Raw genomic sequence first — 18,692 nt, forward strand, 5'->3', positions numbered from 1 at the left:
TTAGATCTCGCCGCGAGCGCGCAGATCAGCCAGCACTACATCAATGCCCACCTTGTCGATGGTACGCAGTGCAGCGTTGGATACGCGCAGGCGCACCCAGCGGTTTTCGCTTTCCACCCAGAACTTGCGATATTGCAGGTTCGGCAGGAAACGACGTTTAGTCTTGTTGTTGGCGTGGGAAACGTTGTTCCCGGTCATCGGACGCTTGCCGGTGACTTTGCAAACACGCGCCATGGTTAAACTCCCAAAACCGGTAAAAGCTGGCTTTATAACATATAAAAAGCCAGTAATTCAAGCGGAACGAGCACCCGACGCGTTGACGGGCGCTCTCTCATAATGAAACAGTCGGCGGGCATTGTAACGGATTCGCCACAGCCATGCGAGCTTTATCGCCGGGTGTCTATAGTGAGTGTTGCATTCTGCGCCGACCAAGAGTCAGCAACAAGATGCAGCAAGTGATTCAACTTCGTTCGATTTCAGGGTAAAATCCCGGATTCCCACAGAGCCGTAATCTCATGACCAAGTACATCTTCGTAACCGGTGGCGTGGTGTCCTCCCTGGGCAAGGGCATTGCCGCTGCGTCCATCGCCGCGATCCTCGAATCCCGCGGGCTGAGAGTCACCATGCTGAAGCTCGACCCCTACATCAACGTCGACCCGGGCACCATGAGCCCCTTCCAGCACGGCGAGGTGTTCGTCACCGAAGACGGCGCGGAAACCGACCTGGACCTGGGCCACTACGAGCGCTTCATCCACGCCAAGATGAAGAAGAGCAACAACTTCACCACCGGCCAGGTGTACGAATCGGTCATCACCAAGGAACGCCGCGGCGATTACCTGGGCGGCACCGTCCAAGTGATCCCGCACATCACCGACGAAATCAAGCTGAAGATGGGCGAAGGCGCGGCCGACGCCGACGTCGCCATCGTCGAAATCGGCGGCACAGTGGGCGACATCGAATCGTTGCCCTTCCTGGAAGCCATCCGCCAGATGCGCTCCAACCACGGCCGCAAGAACACGCTGTACGTGCACCTGTCCTACGTGCCCTACATCGCCACCGCCGGCGAAATCAAGACCAAGCCGACCCAGCACTCGGTGAAGGAGCTGCGCGAGATCGGCATCCAGCCGGACATCCTGCTGTGCCGGATGGACCGCGAGCTGCCGGAAGACGAAAAGCGCAAGATCGCGTTGTTCTGCAATGTGGAAGAGAACGCGGTGATCGGCTGCTACGATTCCGACTCCATCTACAAAGTGCCGGCCATGCTGCACGCCCAGGGCATCGACGACATCATCGCCGAACAGCTGCAACTGGACCTGCCCAAGGCCGACCTGTCGGCCTGGAACGACATCATCGACGCGATCGAAAAGCCTGACCACGCGATCAAGATCGCGATGGTGGGCAAGTATGTCGACCTGACCGAGTCGTACAAGTCGCTGACCGAAGCGCTGAAGCACGCCGGCATCCACACCCGCACCAAGGTCGACATCATCTACGTCGACTCTGAAGAGATCGAGCGCGACGGCGCCGAATCGCTGCGCGACATGGACGCCATCCTGGTGCCAGGCGGCTTCGGCAAGCGCGGCGTGGAAGGCAAGATCAAGGCGGTGAAATTCGCCCGCGAGAACGACATTCCCTACCTCGGCATCTGCCTGGGCATGCAGATCGCGCTGATCGAATACGCCCGCGACGTGGCGGGCATGGCCGGCGCCAACTCCACCGAATTCGACCTCGACACCAACTTCCCGGTGGTGGCGCTGATCGACGAGTGGGTGAACCACGACGGCAAGATCGAAAAACGCGACGAGAACTCCAACATGGGCGGCACCATGCGCCTGGGCGGCCAGCAATGCGACCTGGTTCCCGGCTCGCTGGCCGCGCGCGTGTACGGCAGCGCTGAAATCACCGAGCGCCACCGCCACCGCTACGAGGTCAACAACTACTACATCCAGCGCCTGGAGCAGGCCGGCCTGACCATCAGCGGCCGCTCCGCCGGCCACGAGAAGCTGGTCGAGACCATCGAGCTGTCCAATCACCGCTGGTTCTTCGCCTGTCAGTTCCACCCGGAATTCACCTCCACTCCGCGTGACGGCCACCCGCTGTTCATCGCCTACGTGAAGGCCGCGCTGGCGCACCAGGCCGACAAGCAAGCCGGCTGATTGGCAGTTGCTGACCACGCTCAATGCGCCGGACGAGCGTGGGCGGCACAATCCCAAGCTGAGCGCTCGCTGTAATACACAGCTGGTAATGTCCGCCCGATCCTTCGGGCGGGCCGCCCTCTGCAAGTTCAACTGAAAGCTATGAAGGGAAAGACAATGAGTTCGATCGTTGACGTGGTAGCTCGCGAAATCCTGGACTCCCGCGGCAATCCGACCGTGGAAGCGGACGTGCTGCTGGAATCCGGCGTCATGGGCCGCGCGGCGGTGCCGTCCGGCGCCTCCACCGGCACCCGGGAAGCCCTGGAACTGCGCGATGGCGACAAGAGCCGCTATCTGGGCAAAGGCGTGCTGAAGGCCGTTGACAACATCAACACCGAGATTTGCGAAGCCATCATCGGCCTGGATGCCTCCGACCAGACCTTCATCGACAAAACCCTGATCGAACTCGACGGCACCGAGACCAAATCCCGCCTCGGCGCCAACGCCATGCTGGCCGTCTCGATGGCCGTGGCCCGCGCCGCCGCCGAAGACGCCGGCCTGCCGCTGTACCGCTACCTGGGCGGCGCCGGCCCGATGGCGCTGCCGGTGCCGATGATGAACGTCATCAACGGCGGCGAACACGCCAACAATACCCTGGACATCCAGGAATTCATGATCATTCCGGTCGGCGCGCAAACCTTCCGCGAAGCGCTGCGCATGGGCGCCGAGATCTTCCATCACCTGAAGAAGATTTGCGACCGCCATGGCTACGCCACCACCGTCGGCGACGAAGGCGGCTTCGCGCCCAACCTGGAAAGCCATGAAGACGCGATCAAGCTGATCCTGGAAGCCGTGGACGCGGCGGGCTACGTGGCCGGCCAGGACGTGATGATCGCGCTGGACTGCGCCGCTTCGGAATTCTTCCGCGACGGCAAGTACCACCTGACCGCGGAAAAGCTGTCGCTGAGCTCGGAAGAGTTCGCCGACTACCTGGAAAACCTGGCCGACAAGTACCCGATCATCTCGATCGAGGACGGCATGGCGGAACAGGACTGGGCAGGCTGGAAGCTGCTGACCGAACGCCTGGGCCAGAAGGTGCAGATCGTCGGCGACGACGTATTCGTCACCAACCCCAAAATCCTGGCAGACGGCATCGCCAAGGGCGTAGCCAACTCGCTGCTGGTGAAGGTCAACCAGATCGGCACGCTGTCGGAAACCCTGAAAGCAGTTGATCTGGCCAAACGTTCCCGCTATACCTGCGTTATGAGCCACCGCTCCGGCGAAACCGAGGACAGCACCATTGCCGACCTCGCAGTCGCCACCAACTGCATGCAGATCAAGACCGGCTCGCTGTCGCGCTCGGACCGCATGGCCAAGTACAACCAACTGCTGCGCATCGAGGAAGAACTGGGCGACGCCGCCCACTACCCCGGCCGTGCCGCTTTCTACCATTTGAAGTAATTGCATGCGCTGGCTGACCGTGACCCTGGTAACCGTGATCCTCGCCCTGCAATGGCCACTCTGGTTCGGCAAGGGCAGTTGGCTCAGGGTCTGGCAGCTGGACAAGCAGCTGCAAGAACAGCGGGCGACCACCCAAAAGCTGGTCGCCCGCAACGCCGCCCTGGACGCAGAAGTGCGCGATCTGAAACAAGGCAGTGACGCGATCGAAGAAAGAGCTAGGAACGAACTTGGCATGATTCGCAACGGCGAGGTGTTTTTCCAGTTGCTGGATCCCAGCAAGTCCTCCTCTGCGGCGAACCGTCGATAACGCACACCCACCCACTGACGACCGATGATGGCAGGCCGCCTTAAAAGCACCAAGGTTTGGGCAATGACGACACAGAATCCCATCGAAGTGGCAAGAGAAACCCTGAAGCAGCTATCCATGCGCAAGCTGCTTCCGACACCTGAAAACTTCGAGCGGGTCTACCATGAGTTGACGCAAACCCCCATCGGGCGCGACAACAAACTGGCTGTGCTGCTGTTGCGGGCCCTGGAAACGCTGCCCCAAGACAATGTCCAGGCCAAGGTCACCATGACCCGCTTGCGCCAGGTGCTGGATGAAAACCGCTGGGAGCAAGCCCCCCAGCTGATCATCGACTTCCTGCGCGGCATTTTCTCGGCCCAGCAACTGACGCAAAGCTGGGGCCAACTGATCCAGACCCTGGTCAAGAGCTGGGATCTGCGCCAGCCCGACCTCCCCCAGCACCACAAGCAAAGCACGCTGGAGCGGGTGCTGATCAATTACGGCAACCAGCCCGAAGAGCTCAACCAGAAGCTGGTCGCCCTGCTGCAAAACTGGAACGCCGCGCCATCCAGCCGCACCCTCCCCCCTCCCGATCCTCTGCCCGCGCTGGACGCCGACGACCAGCAGTCCGCCGAGACGGCAAGCAGCTGGCAGGCATGGCAGCGCACGCTGTCCTTCGCGCTCAAGCATGGCCTGGAGCCGCGCCTGGCCGACTACCCCGATCTGGTGGACGGCCTGGAAACGCTGCTACAGGAGCTGGACGGCATCGCCGACGATGCCAGCCTGAACGTGTTCATGCCCAAGCTCAGGGCGTTCATGATCAAGCTGGAGCTGCAATCCCAGCAGGAGGGACGCCTGGCCACCGGCCTCGCCAATCTGCTCAAGCTGATGCTGGACAATGTCGCCGAGCTGAACCGCTCCGACGAGTACCTGCTCGGCCAGGTCAGCTCGCTGCAGGAAATCCTGTCTCACGAACCGCTGTCCATGCAGCAGATCTACCAGCTGGAAACCAGCTTGAAAGAGGTGATCCGCAAGCAAGGCATGCTGAAGACCTCGCTGGACGAAGCCGCCAGCTCGCTGCGCGCGCTGCTGGACCGTTTCGTCAGCCGGCTGGCGATGATGACCGACAGCACCGACGAATTCCACGGCAAGATCCAGGCGCACAGCGAAAAGCTGAAGCAGATGCCCGGCGTCGACGAGTTGAGCGGCATCATAGGCTCGCTGATGGAAGACACCTCCATCATGCAGCTGGACCTGACCCGCTCCCGCGACGAGCTGGTTTCCGCCAAAGAGCAGGTGGAGGCGGCCGAACGCCGCATCAGAGAATTGGAAACCGCGCTGGAGGCCGCCAGCGCCAAGGTGAAGGAAGACCAGCTGACCGGCGCCTACAACCGCCGCGGCCTGGCGGAATACTTCCAGCGCGAGATCGGCCGCGCCGAGCGCACCGCCGCGCCGCTGTCGGTCGCGCTGATCGACGTCGACAACTTCAAGCAGTTGAACGACCGCTACGGCCACCTGGCCGGCGACGACGCGCTGAAATATCTGGTGGACACCATCAAGCTCACCCTGCGCCCGGCCGACATCGTCGCCCGCTTCGGCGGCGAGGAGTTCGTGATCCTGATGCCGGACACGCCGGAAACCGAAGCGGTGCAGGCCGTGCAACGGCTGCAGCGCGAGCTGACCAAAACCTTCTTCCTGGCCAACAACGACAAGCTGTTGATCACCTTCAGCGCCGGCGTCGCGCGCTGGCACCTCGGCGAGCAGGAGGCCGACGTGCTGGAGCGCGCCGACCACGCGATGTACCAGGCCAAGATCAACGGCAAGAACCGCGTCTGTTCGGCCGAAGACATGCCCGGCTGAGACGGCGTTTCCGCAATAAAAAAAGGATGGCTTCCGGGCCATCCTTTTTTGTTTCCATCCTTCAGGCTCAACCGCCTTTTTTCATCCTCTTGCCCGCCTCGGCGCGCTGTCTGCGCACCTCCTTGGGATCGGCCAGCAGCGGACGATAGATCTCCACCCGGTCACGATCGCGCAGCACCGCGTCGGACTTGACCGCCTTGCCGAACACCCCCAGCTTCAATGCCGCCTCATCCAGCTCCGGGCAGGATGCCAGAATGCCGGATGCGCGCACCGCATCCGCCGCCGCCGCTCCGGCAGGCAGGCTCACCTCGACCAGCCACTGCCGATCCGGCCGGGCATAAGCCACTTCCACCCTCAAACGCTCAGTCATCCCCGTACTTCCTGTCCGCTTCCTTGATGAAGGCATCCACCAGCGAGCCAGAGATATGGCCGAACACCGGCCCGATCAGTTTTTCCAGAATGCGGCTGGAGAATTGGTAACGCAGGCTGAATTCGATCTTGCAGCCGAAATCGCCCAGCGGCTTGAAATGCCACAGCCCCTCCAGCAACTCGAACGGCCCTTCCACCAATTCCATCCGGATCGATTCGTTTTCCACGTTGTGGTTGCGGGTGGTGAAGTGCTGCCGCACCTTCAGGTAATCGATATGCAGGCTGGCCACCACCTGCCCCCCGTCGCGCGACAACACCTCCGCCTTGCCGCACCAGGGCAGGAAGCGGCTGTAATGTTCGATATCGTCCACCAGCGCAAACATCTGCGCTGGCGTATGCGCCACCAGGACGCTCTTTTCGACAAGCTGCATCGGCAAAAACCCGGCGCGGCCGGGGTCTCGAAACTGACAATCAAGCCGCAATTCTAGCAAAAAGCGCCTATTGCCGCCCATTCCGGCTTCACGGCGCGCCCGCAACCAAGTCCTTTCACATCAAGCCACTGAAAAGACACGATTTTGGTTGCGGCCCGGCTTCTGATACAATGCCGGATTCAAAGGAACCCGCCACACATGAGCATCATCCAGAACCGCAAGGCTTTCCACGACTACTTCATCGAGGAAAAACTCGAGGCCGGGCTTGTGCTGGAAGGGTGGGAAGTCAAGGCCATCCGCGCCGGCCGCGTCCAGTTGAAGGAAAGCTACGTCGACTGGAAAAACGGCGCCTTCTGGCTGATCGGCTGCCACATCACTCCGCTGCAGTCCGCCTCCACCCACGTCAACCCGGACCCGGTGCGTCCGCGCAAGCTGCTGATGTCGCAGGAGCAGATCAACCGCTTCATCGGCAAGGTGGAACGCGCCGGCTACACCATGATGGCGCTGGACCTTCACTACGCCAAGGGCAATGTGAAGGCCGAGGTCGGCCTGGCCAAGGGCAAGAAGCTGCACGACAAGCGCGACACCGAGAAAGACCGCGAATGGCAGCGCGAAAAACAGCGCGTGATGAAGAACCAGCGGGGCGCGGCATGAAGCGCGGCGCGGCCCTTCCCATCGCCCTGATCTGCCTGGGCAGCGTCTGGTTCCTGAAAAGCACCGCCCTGCTGCCCAACACCTCCACCCTGCTCGCCCTACTGCTGTTCGCCGCGGGCGTGTTGCTATTCGCGCTGGACGGCTTCAACAAATCGACGCTGGTCACCAGCCCGATGCTGGCCTACGCCGGCGCCAGCGTCTACGCGATAGACCAGCTCGGCCTGCGCGCCACCCACTTCGTGGCGCTGGGCATGGTGCTGATGGGCGCGCTGCTGCTGATCGCGCGCAGCGATCGCGTGCCGGAGCGCTCGGAGCCGCCGCGCCGGCTGCCGCCCAGCGAAGACTGAGCACCCCGAAACCACAGAATAATTTTCAGCATTGACGATAATGGCCTTAACGGCCTGCATTACTTTTCAAGGATAGGCATGGACAAGATCCTCATTCTCGACTTCGGCTCCCAGGTCACCCAGTTGATCGCCCGCCGCGTACGCGAAGCTCACGTTTACTGTGAGCTTCATTCTTTCGACATGCCCATCGAAGAGATCAAGGCCTTCGCGCCCAAGGCCATCATCCTGTCCGGCGGCCCCAACTCGGTGTACGAGTCAGACTACCAGGCCGATCCCAAGCTGTTCGAGCTGGGCGTGCCGGTGCTGGGCATCTGCTACGGCATGCAGTTCATGGCCCAGACCCTGGGCGGCAAGGTGGAAAGCGGCGACAAACGCGAGTTCGGCTACGCCCAGATCAAGGCGCGCCACCACTCCAAGCTGCTGGAAGGCCTGCAGGATCAGATCGACGACGCCGGCAACGGCTTCCTCGACGTATGGATGAGCCACGGCGACAAGGTGACCGCGCTGCCGGCCGGCTTCCAAGTGATCGCCGAAACCCCGTCCTGCCCGTACGCGGCGATGGCTGACGAAGCCCGCGGCTTCTACGGCGTGCAATTCCACCCGGAAGTGACCCATACCAAGCGCGGCACCGAGATGATCCACCGCTTCGTGCTGCACGTGGCCGGCTGCAAGCCCAGCTGGACCATGCCCAACTACATCGACGAAGCGGTGAAGAAGATCCGCGAGCAAGTCGGCGACGAAGAAGTCATCCTCGGCCTGTCCGGCGGCGTCGACTCCTCGGTAGCCGCCGCGCTGATCCACCGCGCCATCGGCGATCAACTCACCTGCGTCTTCGTCGACCACGGCCTCTTGCGCCTGAACGAAGGCAAGATGGTGATGGAAATGTTCGCCCAGAACCTGGGCGTCAAGGTGGTCCACGTGCAGGCCGAAGCCGACTTCATGGCCAAGCTGGCAGGCGAGTCCGACCCGGAGAAGAAGCGCAAGATCATCGGCGCGGAATTCATCGAAGTCTTCGACCGCGAATCCGGCAAGCTGACCAACGCCAAGTGGCTGGCCCAGGGCACCATCTATCCGGACGTGATCGAATCGGCCGGCGCCAAGACCAAGAAAGCGCACACCATCAAGAGCCACCACAATGTGGGCGGCCTGCCGGAAGACATGAACCTGAAGCTCTTGGAGCCGCTGCGCGAGCTGTTCAAGGACGAAGTGCGCCAGCTGGGCGTGGCGCTCGGCCTGCCCCACGACATGGTCTACCGCCACCCGTTCCCGGGCCCGGGCCTGGGCGTGCGCATCCTCGGCGAAGTGAAGAAGGAGTACGCCGACCTGCTGCGCCAGGCCGACGCCATCTTCATCGAAGAGCTGCGCAATACCGTGGACGAGAAGACCGGCAAGAACTGGTACGAGCTGACCAGCCAGGCCTTCGCCGTGTTCCTGCCAGTGAAGTCCGTCGGCGTGATGGGCGACGGCCGCACTTACGACTATGTCGTCGCATTGCGCGCCGTGGTGACCAGCGACTTCATGACCGCGCACTGGGCCGAGCTGCCGTACAGCCTGCTGGGCCGCGCGTCCAACCGCATCATCAATGAGGTGAAGGGCATCAACCGCGTGGTCTACGACGTCAGCGGCAAGCCGCCGGCGACCATTGAGTGGGAATGATCTGAGGCCTGGCGCCGACAGGCGCCAAAACACACACAAGCCCGCATGATTGCGGGCTTTTTTGCTTTTCCGTTTGGCGACATCCGAGTCGCCCCCGCTTCTCTAGACACGCTTGAGTCCAGGGTGGGCTGCGGCTTGCTCATGACGCCTCCTTGCTGGACCTGGCGCAAGGCTCTCGAGGTGTCTAGGAAAGGACAAACGATTCAGTTATTCTGCATCACCAATGGCATCACGTAACCGTTGGGTTGCCGGGCGATTACCGCTGAGCTGGCTACAAAAACATCAAACCAAGGAAACGAGTCATGTGGAAATCGACAGCCGCCGCCCTTGCCCTGCTGCTGCTCGCTGGCGCGGCCACTGCCGGTGAACAGAGCGCCTGCGAACGCCTGCTCCGCAAATTGGACTCGCAACTCGCCGACGCCAGTTGCGTCGAAAGCCCCGATCTGACGACCCGCAATCCCAACACCACGCCGGCCAACGACTCGCTGCCCGGCCTGCCTCATTTGGCGTTCATGCCGCAGGCCGACCGCGACATACTCGTGGCAGATCCCGCCCACAGACCGCCCATCAAAAAGATGGTCCCCGGCTTGCAGATTCAGGCCCGCTTCGCCAAGGATCCGCTGGGGCAGGCGCGCTTCCTGCTGCGGCTGCCCAAGGACTGGAACGGCCGCCTTGTCGTGGCCGGCGCTTCCGGCGCCCGCAGCGAATTCAACGGCGACTTCGTCTGGAGCGATTACGTGCTGCAGCAGGGCTATGCCTATGCGTCGCAAAACAAGGGCGCGCTCAGCGCGTACGCGAGCACGGCGGAGGATCGGCTGGCCTGCCGAACCGGGACTCTGGATAAGCCGAGCTATGTCCATTACTACGATGACGATCCTGGCCAGGAGTTCACCCGCTGGCGCGACTTCATGGTGATGGCCTCTGACCTGGCGCGCCGCGGCGTAGAGGCGCAGTATGGCCGCAAGCCGCGCTATACCTATGCGGTCGGCGCGTCGAACGGCGGCTATCAGGTGCGCCGCGCGATCGAAACCGCGCCGGAATACTTCGACGGCGGCGTGGAGTGGGCAGGCACTTTCGTCGATCCCCGCGGGCCGAACCTGTTGACTGACCTGCCCCCGGCGATCCTCAACTACCCCGACTATCTCGCCTCCGACTTCTCCCCGACGAGCACCGCCGCGTTGAACATCATGGCGGCCGGCTATCCGCCCGATCTCGTCGCCGACACAGCAAACGGCCCGGCCTCGCTATGGGGCATGCACGCTGACTCATTTTGGAAGCCCACGCAGTGCCAATGGCAAAAACGCTTGGACCCTAGCTACAACACCTATGGCTCCGAGCTAGGCCGCTACAACTACTTGGCGCGGCTGTCCGCCTCTGCGGTCGGAAACAATGTGGCGGCCATCGCCACCGACGGCAAGATCAAGCGTCCGCTGATCACGGTCGCCGGCACCATGGATGCGTTGCTGCCCATCGATCACCATGCGCGAGCCTATGCGCGGCAGGTCGCCGCGGCAGGCGGCGCGCATGCCCAATCCTATCGGCTCTACGAAATCCAGAACGGCAATCACGTCGAGCGCTACGCCACCCTCTTCCCTCAGCTTGAGTTGATCGAGCCGCACGCGCAGCATGCCTTCGATCTGCTTGTCCGCTTTGTCGAACAGAAAACCCCGCTCCCGCCCGGCCAGTGCGTCGCTCGCGGCGGGGCGATCAGCGATGCGCCAACGCAGCTGGGACACTGCCCGAATTTGCTGAAACTCATCGAGCCGGCCAGGAACCACAGGCTCGATCGCTAGTGTATTGAAAGGGATACGGAAATGTTGCAAGCCACCGTCGGGAAGATGAAGACCGCCTCTTCCTGGACGCTCGTTGGCGCAGGAATGGCGCTGTGCCATCTGATGATGAGCGCCAACGCTCGGGCCGACGACAACACCATCAGATGGCAAATGCCGGGCAATCCACCGGTCACCATTATCGACGGCCCCGACAAGGGCCAAGGATACGCTGACGTGTTTCTGCGATATTTCATTGAGCGCACGCCCGAGTACCACAACGTCATCGAGCGCGCCAGCTTGGCGCGCGTCTCCGGCCTGATGAAGCAGGGAGAGCACGTTTGCCAGCCCAGCCTGCTCAAGACGACCGAGCGCGAAGCGTATATGGAATTCAGCAATCCGGTCGAATTCGTGCTGCCGTATTACATCGTCGCGCGCTCCGACCGGGCGGCCCGTCTGACGGCCTACCGCAATGCCGACGGCGCCATGGACATCGCCCGGCTGATGCAAGACCTATCGCTGACCACCGTCCGACAAGAGATGCGGGGCTACCCGCCCGTCGTTCTGTCCGCTTTCACGAGGACAGCCGGGCAAAAGAACATCCTTCAGACGAGTGCCGACGACGTGGCGCCTTTCAACCAGCTGGCCAGCGGATGGGTAGACTACATCATCGCCTATCCGGACGAGGTCTATTGGTTCGCCAGGCACCTGAAATTGCCGCCGTCGGTCAAATTTATTTACCTCCCCATCGCCGGCCACCCTGAATACACGGTCGGGTATGCCGCTTGCACCAAGGGAGCGTGGGGACGAAAAATCGTCAAGCGTGTCAATGAGGTCGTCGCCAAGGCTGGCAGGCGCCCACCGTGGATCGACGCGGAAGCCCGCTTGCTTGATCCGGAAGCCGCCAACCGCTACGAAGCAGTCTACGCCCGCTATTCACCGTTCCGCAGGCAGGCGAAGTAAGCATGGATGCAAAGCCCCAGGCCAGGGATAGCGCCCGATTGCGCAACTTCCTGTTGATTTTCCTCGCGCCGCGTGGACTGGCGCGGCGCATGCTGGTCTGGATCCTCTGCATCAGCACGACGGCCGCGCTGATCGCGACCTCGGTGCAGTTGTTCTTCGACTACCGACGCGATGTGTCCGAACTCGAGCAGGGCATGCGCTACATCGAGCAGAGCCAGTTGCCTGGCATTGCCGATGCGGCCTGGAACTTCAACGTCGCCGGCATGCAGGTGCAGCTCGATGGCATCGGTCATTCACCCTGGGTCGCCGGCGCCACGATCCACTACGGTCCCAGCCAGTCGGCCATGCTGACAACCGGGCAGCTTGATGCTGGCGCGGGAAGGCGCTTCGAGTACGTCTTGCGGCGCAATGGGGTGGTCGTTGGCAAGATCTACATTGCGCCCAACCTGCACACGCTCTATCGCCGCACCCTTGATCGCATTGGCATCGTGCTGGCGACGCAAAGCGGCAAGTCGCTGGTGACTTCGATCAGCATCCTCTTGCTGATTTCATGGATGATCACGCGGCATTTGACGCAGATGGCGGAGTTCGCCCAGTCGTTCGAGCCAGGGAAGCGTTTCACGCCCTTTGTGCTGCGCCGGGGCCCGCAAGGACCGCGCGATGAACTGAGCGTGCTGGTCGACAGGCTCAACGATGCCTATGGCCGACTCCAAAAGGCGCACGAATTCCAGGTTCGCCACAACGAGATTCTGAGCCAGGAGGTCGCGCAGCGAACGGCCGAGCTGCTCGAAGCCCACCAGCAGCTGGCCCGGCAGGCCTTAACCGACAAGCTGACCGGCACAGCCAACCGCCGGGGCCTGGACGAGGTTTTCAAGAGCGCCATGCCGCTGGCCGACTCTGACAGCCGCCCGCTGGCGGTGATCCTGGCCGACATCGACAAGTTCAAGTCCGTCAACGACAGCCGCGGGCATCTGGTCGGAGACGCCTTGCTTCAGGAATTCACCGGCATCTTGAGCCGCACGGTGCGGCCGACCGACACGGTGGGCCGCTGGGGCGGAGAAGAATTCCTGATCCTCTGCCCTCAGACCACTCTGGAACAGGCCTTGCGCCTGGCCGAACACTTGCGCGCCAGCGTGCAAGCGCACACCTTCTCAGAGATTGGCAGCAAGACCAGCAGCTTTGGCGTTGCGGTTCTGCGCAAGGGAGAAACAGCGGACGATCTGGTGAAGCGGGCGGATGAGGCCCTGTATCAGGCCAAGAAGGCCGGGCGCAACAGAGTCTGCTCGGAAGCTCCGGATATCGTGCGCTGAGCTTGCGGGAGATTCGGGTAACGTTTTTCCTTGCCCGTTCCGCTAGGCCAAGCGCGCCTTTCCGCTCCCCCGCCTCAACAAAGCCGACACCATCAAAGCCGACAGCAGCGTCAATGCGGTCAATAGATACAGCAATTGCTGGAAAGCCCAGTCATACGCTTGCGCCAGCTTGCCGATATCCGCCATCGGCAGCAGGGCGTGAGCCTGGGCCAGATTGCCGGAGGCCAGCCGCTGCGCGGCGGCCGTCGACGCGCTCAGGCCAACGCCGTCCAGCGCCCTGCCGGTGAGGCCGGCCATCAATGCGCTGACGACCGCCAGCGCCATGCCCTCGCCCGCCACCCGGGTGGTGCTGAAGATGCCGCTGGCCATGCCGGCGCGCTCCTTGGGCACCACGCTGACGGACAAGCCGTCCATCAACCCCCAAGGCAGCCCGCTGCCGCTGCCGATCAACAGCAGCGCCAGCGCCATGGCGGGCGAGCCGGCCTCCGCCTGGCTTAGGCCGGCCAGCCCCAGCGCAGCCGCCAGCAAGCCCCCTGCCGAAACGAAGCCGGCGGAAAACCAGCGCGTCAGCCAGACCGCCAGCGACGGCATCGCCAGCATCGGCGCCGACAGGGCCAGCATCCACAGTCCCGCGTCAGCCTCTCCCCGCCCATCGATGCCGATGAAACGCAAGGGCAGCAGCACCAGCAAGGCGACATAGCAATAGCTGGTGGCCAGCGGCAGGCATTGCGCGCCGACAAAGGCCGGGTAGCGGAACAAGGACAGATCCAGCATCGGCCGCGCCGCCCGCCGCTCCAGCCAGATGAAGGCCAGCAGCAAGCCCAGAGCTCCTCCCAGCAGCGCCAGCACCGACAGACTGCGCCATCCCTGCTGCGGCCCCTGCAGCAGCGCTGTCGTGAACAAGGCCAGCATCGAGGTGAAACTGGCCGCGCCCGGCCAATCCAGACCCGCGGCGTCCGGATCTCGCGATTCGCGCATGCGCGGCAGCGCCAGCAACAGGGCCGCCACGCCGATCGCCGCGCCGCAGGCGAAGATGGCGCGCCAGCCCAGCCATTGGATCAGGCAGCCGGACAGCAACGGGCCAAAGGCCAGCCCCAGGCCGAAAGTCGTGCCCAGCAAGCTGAAGGCGCGCGCTCTCGCCTCCCCCTCGTACTCCTGCGCCAGCGCGGCCGAGCCGCCGGCCATCGCCGCGGCGGCGGCCAGCCCCTGCATGGCGCGCAAGCCATTCAGCCACCACAAGTCCGGCACCAGGCTGATGGCCAGCGACGACGCCGCGAACCCGCCGATCCCGACGCCGAACAGACGTTTGCGGCCATGCTGGTCGGCCAGCGCGCCGGCGGCCATCAGGCAACTGCCGAAGCTCAGCATGAAGGCGCTGGTCACCCACCCCAGCGCCTGCGGGCTGCCGCCCAGTTCCCGCCCGATAGCCGGCGTCGCCACCGCGCCGCCGACAAAGCTCCACGGCAGCGCCAGCGCGGCCAGACAAACCGCCGCCAACACCGACCATTTCCCGCCATGCCGTTCCATTTGCTTCCTTTGCATTCGCCTCTCCTTTCATCCAGCGCGCGGCCATCGCCAAACGCGGGTTTTGACACGGCAAATGATAGGCAGCGCAATTGCATGGAAAAACAGGCACAATGTCATCTGATTAATGAAATTTTATCAGCAAAGGAGCCGCAGCATGAACGGCATGGACAGCTTGAGCGGTCTGCTGGCCTTTGTCCGCGCGGCGGAGCTGGGCAGCTTCGTCGCCGCCGGCGAACGCTTGGGAATATCGGCCTCAGCCGTCAGCAAGAGCGTCAGCCGGTTGGAGGACAAACTGGCGGCGCGGCTGTTTCACCGCAGCACCCGCCGCATCCACCTGACCCAGGAAGGGTTGCTGCTGTTTGAACGCAGCCGCCGCATCCTGGCGGAACTGGAAGAAGCCTCGGCCGAACTGGCGCACAGCGCCGCCGCGCCGCGCGGCCGCCTGAAAGTCAGCCTGCCGCTGATCGGACACCGCATGCTGTCGCCGTTGCTGCCTGAATTCCATGCCTGCTATCCGGAAATCACGCTGGAACTGGACTTCAGCGACCGCATGGTGGATCTGGTGGCAGAAGGCGTCGACGTGGCGGTGCGCAGCGGCGAACTGGACGACTCCAGGCTGCAGGCGCGGCTGCTGGGGCCGTTCCGCTTCGCCTTGGTCGGCTCGCCCGACTATTTCCGCCGCCGCGGCGAACCGCAGCGGCCCGATGATTTGCAGGCCCATGCCTGCCTGCGCTACCGCTTCCCCTACAACGGCCAATTGCAGCCATGGGCGCTGCGCGTCCCGGCCGGCTCGCCGCCGCAGCCGAACGCCTTTCTCAGCTGCAACAGCATAGAAGCGCTGGTCGCCGCCGCCAGCGACGGCCTGGGCATCGCCTGGCTGCCGGACTTCGCGGTCCGCCGCGAGCTGGCCGACGGCCGCTTGCGGCCGGTGCTGGAGGATTGCGCGGCCGAACCCGGAAAATTCTCCGCCGTCTGGCCCGCCAACCGCCATTTGCCGCCCAAGTCACGGGCATTCATCGATTTTCTGGCCGCGCGCCTGCTGCCCGCCGCCGAAGCGAATGGCGAAGCCCCCGCGGCCAGGCAATGCAAATAGAATATTATTATTCCCGCGGAATGCGATTCCCGCGCTAAACTGGCGTCCATGCCAACCAATCGCCCCGTCCCACGGTTCCGCGCGCCCGCAGCATTGCGGCGCGCCGGCGTGCCCGCGGGGCCTTTTACAGCGGCCGTCCCATGGCGGCGGCCCCAGCACTCCGTGATTGCCCATGACTGACTCCCAATCCACCCCGCTCACCCGCGCCGACTACCAGACCCTGGGCCTGGCCGCGCTGGGCGGCGCGCTGGAAATCTACGATTTCATCATCTTCGCCTTCTTCGCCACCACGCTGAGCAAGCTGTTCTTCCCGCCCGACATGCCCGAGTGGCTGCGTCTGCTGCAAACCTTCGGCATTTTCGCCACCGGTTACCTGGCGCGGCCGCTGGGCGGCATCCTGATGGCCCACTTCGCCGACCGCCTTGGCCGCAAGCACGTGTTCAGCCTCACCATCCTGATGATGGCCGGCCCCTGCCTGCTGATCGGCCTGATGCCCACCTACACCGACATCGGCATCCTCGCTCCGCTGCTGCTGCTGTCGCTGCGCGTCTTGCAGGGCGCGGCGGTGGGCGGAGAAGTCCCCAGCGCATGGTCCTTCGTCGCCGAGCACGCGCCGCGGGGCCGCCGCGGCTACGCGCTGGGCGTGCTGCAGGCCGGCCTGACCTTCGGCTATCTGTTGGGCGCGCTGACCGCCACGCTGCTGGCGCGGGCGTTCACGCCGCAGGAAATGCTGGACTACGGCTGGCGCATCCCCTTTCTACTGGGCGGGCCGTTCGGCTTGCTGGGCGTCTGGCTGCGGCGCTGGCTGAGCGAGACGCCTGTGTTCCTGGCGATGCGGGAGCGCCAGGACGAGCGCGCCGCCTATCCGCTGGTCGACGTGCTGCGCCGGCATAAACACGCCCTGCTGCCGGCGGCGGTGCTGACCTGCGTGCTCACCTCGGCGGTGGTGGTGCTGGTGGTGGTGACGCCCACCTTGCTGCAGCAGCGCTTCGGCATGCACGCCGACCGCGCGTTCGCGCTCAGCAGCGTGGGCATCGTCTTCCTCAACATCGGCTGCGTGATCGCCGGCCATGTCTGCGACCGCATCGGCCAGCGCCGCAGCCTGATCCTGTACAGCCTGCTGCTGCCGGTCGGCATCGCCGCGCTGTACGCCGACCTGATCGCCGGCTGGGGCTGGCCGGGCCTCGCCTACGCCTTCGCCGGCCTGTGCTGCGGCATCGTCGGCGTGGTACCGTCCATCATGGTGGCCATGTTCCCGGCCGAGGTCCGCGTGTCCGGCATCTCGTTCACCTACAACGTCGCCTACTCTGCGTGGGCCAGCGTCACGCCGCTGCTGCTGATCGCCGCCATGCCCTGGAGCCCCTGGATCTGCGTGCTCTACTGCGCGCTGATGGCGCTGACCGGCATGCTCTGCGTCCGCGCGGCGCAAAGCCCGCAGGAACCTTCGCTGGATGAAGCGCTCTACCAACATTAGCGGGCCGTCCGCGCGGCAGTTTGACTCGGCCACGCCGGCCTGTTAGCTTGGACTTCGGCGCGGCGTGCCATGCCAAGTCGCGCCGGATCGCTTTATTTTCAATATTCGCCAGGAGGTAGTCATGTCCACCGCCGCTAGCGCCAAGGAAAAAGAGCAATTGCTGGATGATGTGCGCCAAGTGCTGAGCAGCACCGAGGAATTGATCAACGCTACCGTCGACGACGGCAGCCAGCAAGCCAAGGAGCTGCGCAAGCGCCTCTCGGACAAGCTGGGCACCGCCAAGGCCAAGCTGCGCGACGCCGAAGTCGCCGTGGTCGGCAAGGCCAAGGAAGCCGCCAAGGCCACCGATCAGTATGTCCACGACAATCCGTGGAAATCCATCGGCATCGCCGCCGGCGTCGCCTTCCTGCTGGGCATGCTGGTTTCCCGCCGCTGAGCCCCATGTCCGATCCCACCCAAGCCCCCCGCCCCGGCACCCTGCGTTCGTTCGCGGGCGGCTTGGCGTCGCTGTTCCTGACCCGCGCCGAGCTGCTGACGCTGGAAGCACAGGAGCTGAAGGACGAGATCGTCGGCAATCTGCTGCAGGGCATGCTGGGCCTGGTTCTGCTCGGCTGCGGCCTGATCGCCGCCGTGCTCGCCCTGTGGGCGCTGACGCCGCCCGAATGGCGGCTGGCCATCATGGCCGGCCTTGCCCTGCTGCTGTGCGGCGGCGGCCTCGCGCTTCTGCTGGGCCTGCGGCAACGCATGCGCCGGCAATCCGCGCCATTCGCAACCACCCTTGAGGAAATCCGGAAAGACTGGACAGCCTTGGGTCCTGGCGGGGAGCGCGCGTGACGCCGCAGGACCGAGAACTGAAGAAACAGCTGTTGGTGATGAAGGGCGAAGCCCTGCGCATCAAACTGAAGCTGGAGAAGGAAAGGCTGCTCCAGCCGATGCGGCTGGCCGGCTCAGGCTTCTCGCTGTGGCGCGAAGGCTGGCTCGGTTCGACGCTGGAAACGCTGGGCAAACTATTGCCGAGTCCGCGCCTGCGCCGCTGGCTGCAGGGCGGCGCCCGGCTATGGGTAGTCTGGCGGCTTGTCCGGCGCGCCTTCGCGCGCTGAAATCCACCGCTTTCGAAATTCAGGCGGTCACATTGATGTTGCTTGCGGCATCTACGATGTTGGCGCTCATCTGCTCCCCCATCGCCGCTTCCGCTTCCGGCCCGCCCTTCAGAATCTTGTCGACGTCTTCCAACGCTTTTTCCGCGCCCTTCACCTGATCTTGCACGTCTTGCTTGTCCTTCAGCTGCTGCGCCTGCTGCTTGATGAACTCCTTGACCATCTTCAACGTCAGCTGCATTTGCTGAATATCCGGATCC

Annotated in this window: 20 protein-coding genes; 15 read left to right on the forward strand and 5 right to left on the reverse strand. The window is 63.8% G+C overall.

From position 1 onward, the window contains the following. Nucleotides 1–234 carry a 50S ribosomal protein L28 gene (gene rpmB / locus ACY3GB_RS07860; RefSeq protein ID WP_011137003.1) on the reverse strand — a complete coding sequence of 78 codons (234 nt, stop codon included), beginning with the start codon at nt 232–234 and terminating at the stop codon, nt 1–3. Nucleotides 235–515: 281 nt separating this feature from the next. On the opposite strand from rpmB, the gene ACY3GB_RS07865 reads away from it, so the two are divergent. The 4 genes from ACY3GB_RS07865 (at nt 516) to ACY3GB_RS07880 (ending at nt 5,742) form a co-directional block, all read left to right on the forward strand. Then, entirely contained in the window at nt 516–2,156 is a 1,641-nt protein-coding gene (locus ACY3GB_RS07865; RefSeq protein WP_463088263.1) for a CTP synthase, read from the forward strand. A 156-nt stretch (nt 2,157–2,312) separates the two neighbouring features. Further along, nucleotides 2,313–3,596 (forward strand): phosphopyruvate hydratase, encoded by a 1,284-nt coding sequence (gene eno / locus ACY3GB_RS07870; RefSeq protein WP_463088264.1) that lies wholly within the window; start codon nt 2,313–2,315, stop codon nt 3,594–3,596. A 4-nt stretch (nt 3,597–3,600) separates the two neighbouring features. Beyond that, complete coding sequence (ftsB, locus tag ACY3GB_RS07875; protein ID WP_046157160.1) at nt 3,601–3,903, forward strand: cell division protein FtsB; 303 nt, start codon at nt 3,601–3,603, stop codon at nt 3,901–3,903. 117 nt (nt 3,904–4,020) lie between these two features. Continuing rightward, nucleotides 4,021–5,742, forward strand: coding sequence for a GGDEF domain-containing protein (locus ACY3GB_RS07880; protein ID WP_463088265.1), 1,722 nt, complete (start codon nt 4,021–4,023; stop codon nt 5,740–5,742). A 67-nt stretch (nt 5,743–5,809) separates the two neighbouring features. Here the strand turns inward: ACY3GB_RS07880 and ACY3GB_RS07885 are convergent, their stop codons facing one another. Both ACY3GB_RS07885 and ACY3GB_RS07890 read right to left on the reverse strand, forming a co-directional pair. Next, a complete protein-coding gene (locus ACY3GB_RS07885) occupies nt 5,810–6,112 on the reverse strand; it encodes an RnfH family protein (RefSeq protein ID WP_463088266.1) in 303 nt (100 codons plus the stop codon). Then, on the reverse strand, nt 6,105–6,542 hold the full coding sequence (locus tag ACY3GB_RS07890) for a type II toxin-antitoxin system RatA family toxin (protein ID WP_463088267.1): 438 nt from the start codon (nt 6,540–6,542) through the stop codon (nt 6,105–6,107). The genes ACY3GB_RS07885 and ACY3GB_RS07890 overlap by 8 nt, the downstream gene beginning before the upstream one ends. Before the next feature lie 177 nt (nt 6,543–6,719). Between ACY3GB_RS07890 and smpB the strand changes: the two genes are divergently transcribed. The 6 genes from smpB (at nt 6,720) to ACY3GB_RS07920 (ending at nt 13,241) form a co-directional block, all read left to right on the forward strand. Then, complete coding sequence (smpB, locus tag ACY3GB_RS07895) at nt 6,720–7,196, forward strand: SsrA-binding protein SmpB (protein ID WP_268750400.1); 477 nt, start codon at nt 6,720–6,722, stop codon at nt 7,194–7,196. Next, complete coding sequence (locus ACY3GB_RS07900) at nt 7,193–7,543, forward strand: hypothetical protein (RefSeq protein WP_463088268.1); 351 nt, start codon at nt 7,193–7,195, stop codon at nt 7,541–7,543. The genes smpB and ACY3GB_RS07900 overlap by 4 nt, the downstream gene beginning before the upstream one ends. A 72-nt stretch (nt 7,544–7,615) precedes the next feature. Beyond that, on the forward strand, nt 7,616–9,199 hold the full coding sequence (guaA, locus tag ACY3GB_RS07905) for a glutamine-hydrolyzing GMP synthase (protein WP_463090926.1): 1,584 nt from the start codon (nt 7,616–7,618) through the stop codon (nt 9,197–9,199). Between the two features lie 302 nt (nt 9,200–9,501). Then, complete coding sequence (locus ACY3GB_RS07910; protein WP_463088269.1) at nt 9,502–10,992, forward strand: 3-hydroxybutyrate oligomer hydrolase family protein; 1,491 nt, start codon at nt 9,502–9,504, stop codon at nt 10,990–10,992. A 21-nt stretch (nt 10,993–11,013) separates the two neighbouring features. Then, on the forward strand, nt 11,014–11,931 hold the full coding sequence (locus ACY3GB_RS07915; protein WP_463088270.1) for a hypothetical protein: 918 nt from the start codon (nt 11,014–11,016) through the stop codon (nt 11,929–11,931). A 2-nt stretch (nt 11,932–11,933) separates the two neighbouring features. Continuing rightward, nucleotides 11,934–13,241: a sensor domain-containing diguanylate cyclase gene (locus ACY3GB_RS07920; RefSeq protein WP_463088271.1), complete on the forward strand. Its 1,308-nt coding sequence runs from the start codon at nt 11,934–11,936 to the stop codon at nt 13,239–13,241. 42 nt (nt 13,242–13,283) lie between these two features. On the opposite strand, the gene ACY3GB_RS07925 is transcribed toward ACY3GB_RS07920, so the two are convergent. Then, nucleotides 13,284–14,783: an MFS transporter gene (locus tag ACY3GB_RS07925; protein WP_463088272.1), complete on the reverse strand. Its 1,500-nt coding sequence runs from the start codon at nt 14,781–14,783 to the stop codon at nt 13,284–13,286. Nucleotides 14,784–14,922: 139 nt separating this feature from the next. On the opposite strand from ACY3GB_RS07925, the gene ACY3GB_RS07930 reads away from it, so the two are divergent. The 5 genes from ACY3GB_RS07930 to ACY3GB_RS07950 all read left to right on the forward strand — a co-directional run bounded on the left by ACY3GB_RS07930 (nt 14,923) and on the right by ACY3GB_RS07950 (nt 18,435). Then, complete coding sequence (locus ACY3GB_RS07930) at nt 14,923–15,861, forward strand: LysR family transcriptional regulator (protein ID WP_463088273.1); 939 nt, start codon at nt 14,923–14,925, stop codon at nt 15,859–15,861. Nucleotides 15,862–16,033: 172 nt separating this feature from the next. Then, the gene (locus ACY3GB_RS07935; RefSeq protein WP_463088274.1) at nt 16,034–17,335 is read left to right on the forward strand and encodes an MFS transporter; all 1,302 of its coding nucleotides are present in this window, start codon (nt 16,034–16,036) and stop codon (nt 17,333–17,335) included. 121 nt (nt 17,336–17,456) lie between these two features. Then, complete coding sequence (locus ACY3GB_RS07940; protein WP_463088275.1) at nt 17,457–17,771, forward strand: ElaB/YgaM/YqjD family protein; 315 nt, start codon at nt 17,457–17,459, stop codon at nt 17,769–17,771. A 5-nt stretch (nt 17,772–17,776) separates the two neighbouring features. Next, nucleotides 17,777–18,169, forward strand: a complete 393-nt coding sequence (locus tag ACY3GB_RS07945) for a phage holin family protein (RefSeq protein WP_463088276.1) — start codon at nt 17,777–17,779, stop codon at nt 18,167–18,169. Next, nucleotides 18,166–18,435, forward strand: a complete 270-nt coding sequence (locus ACY3GB_RS07950) for a hypothetical protein (RefSeq protein ID WP_463088277.1) — start codon at nt 18,166–18,168, stop codon at nt 18,433–18,435. The genes ACY3GB_RS07945 and ACY3GB_RS07950 overlap by 4 nt, the downstream gene beginning before the upstream one ends. Nucleotides 18,436–18,454: 19 nt before the next feature. Here ACY3GB_RS07950 and ACY3GB_RS07955 read toward each other — a convergent pair. Beyond that, the coding region (locus tag ACY3GB_RS07955; RefSeq protein WP_463088278.1) for a hypothetical protein at nt 18,455–18,692 on the reverse strand (238 nt) is incomplete at its 5' end.

This window comes from Chromobacterium sp. Ag138, from assembly GCF_055181315.1.

Excerpts from the sequence above, each read along its gene's own strand:
- ACY3GB_RS07935 (WP_463088274.1), top strand. The coding sequence starts at position 16,034 with ATGACTGACTCCCAATCCACCCCGCTCACCCGCGCCGACTACCAGACC.
- ACY3GB_RS07890 (WP_463088267.1), bottom strand. The coding sequence starts at position 6,542 with ATGCAGCTTGTCGAAAAGAGCGTCCTGGTGGCGCATACGCCAGCGCAG.
- ACY3GB_RS07900 (WP_463088268.1), top strand. The coding sequence starts at position 7,193 with ATGAAGCGCGGCGCGGCCCTTCCCATCGCCCTGATCTGCCTGGGCAGC.
- ACY3GB_RS07865 (WP_463088263.1), top strand. The coding sequence starts at position 516 with ATGACCAAGTACATCTTCGTAACCGGTGGCGTGGTGTCCTCCCTGGGC.
- eno (WP_463088264.1), top strand. The coding sequence starts at position 2,313 with ATGAGTTCGATCGTTGACGTGGTAGCTCGCGAAATCCTGGACTCCCGC.
- ACY3GB_RS07925 (WP_463088272.1), bottom strand. The coding sequence starts at position 14,783 with ATGCAAAGGAAGCAAATGGAACGGCATGGCGGGAAATGGTCGGTGTTG.
- rpmB (WP_011137003.1), bottom strand. The coding sequence starts at position 234 with ATGGCGCGTGTTTGCAAAGTCACCGGCAAGCGTCCGATGACCGGGAAC.
- ACY3GB_RS07885 (WP_463088266.1), bottom strand. The coding sequence starts at position 6,112 with ATGACTGAGCGTTTGAGGGTGGAAGTGGCTTATGCCCGGCCGGATCGG.
- ACY3GB_RS07915 (WP_463088270.1), top strand. The coding sequence starts at position 11,014 with ATGTTGCAAGCCACCGTCGGGAAGATGAAGACCGCCTCTTCCTGGACG.
- ACY3GB_RS07940 (WP_463088275.1), top strand. The coding sequence starts at position 17,457 with ATGTCCACCGCCGCTAGCGCCAAGGAAAAAGAGCAATTGCTGGATGAT.
- ACY3GB_RS07880 (WP_463088265.1), top strand. The coding sequence starts at position 4,021 with ATGCGCAAGCTGCTTCCGACACCTGAAAACTTCGAGCGGGTCTACCAT.
- ACY3GB_RS07930 (WP_463088273.1), top strand. The coding sequence starts at position 14,923 with ATGAACGGCATGGACAGCTTGAGCGGTCTGCTGGCCTTTGTCCGCGCG.
- ACY3GB_RS07945 (WP_463088276.1), top strand. The coding sequence starts at position 17,777 with ATGTCCGATCCCACCCAAGCCCCCCGCCCCGGCACCCTGCGTTCGTTC.
- ACY3GB_RS07920 (WP_463088271.1), top strand. The coding sequence starts at position 11,934 with ATGGATGCAAAGCCCCAGGCCAGGGATAGCGCCCGATTGCGCAACTTC.
- ftsB (WP_046157160.1), top strand. The coding sequence starts at position 3,601 with ATGCGCTGGCTGACCGTGACCCTGGTAACCGTGATCCTCGCCCTGCAA.
- ACY3GB_RS07910 (WP_463088269.1), top strand. The coding sequence starts at position 9,502 with ATGTGGAAATCGACAGCCGCCGCCCTTGCCCTGCTGCTGCTCGCTGGC.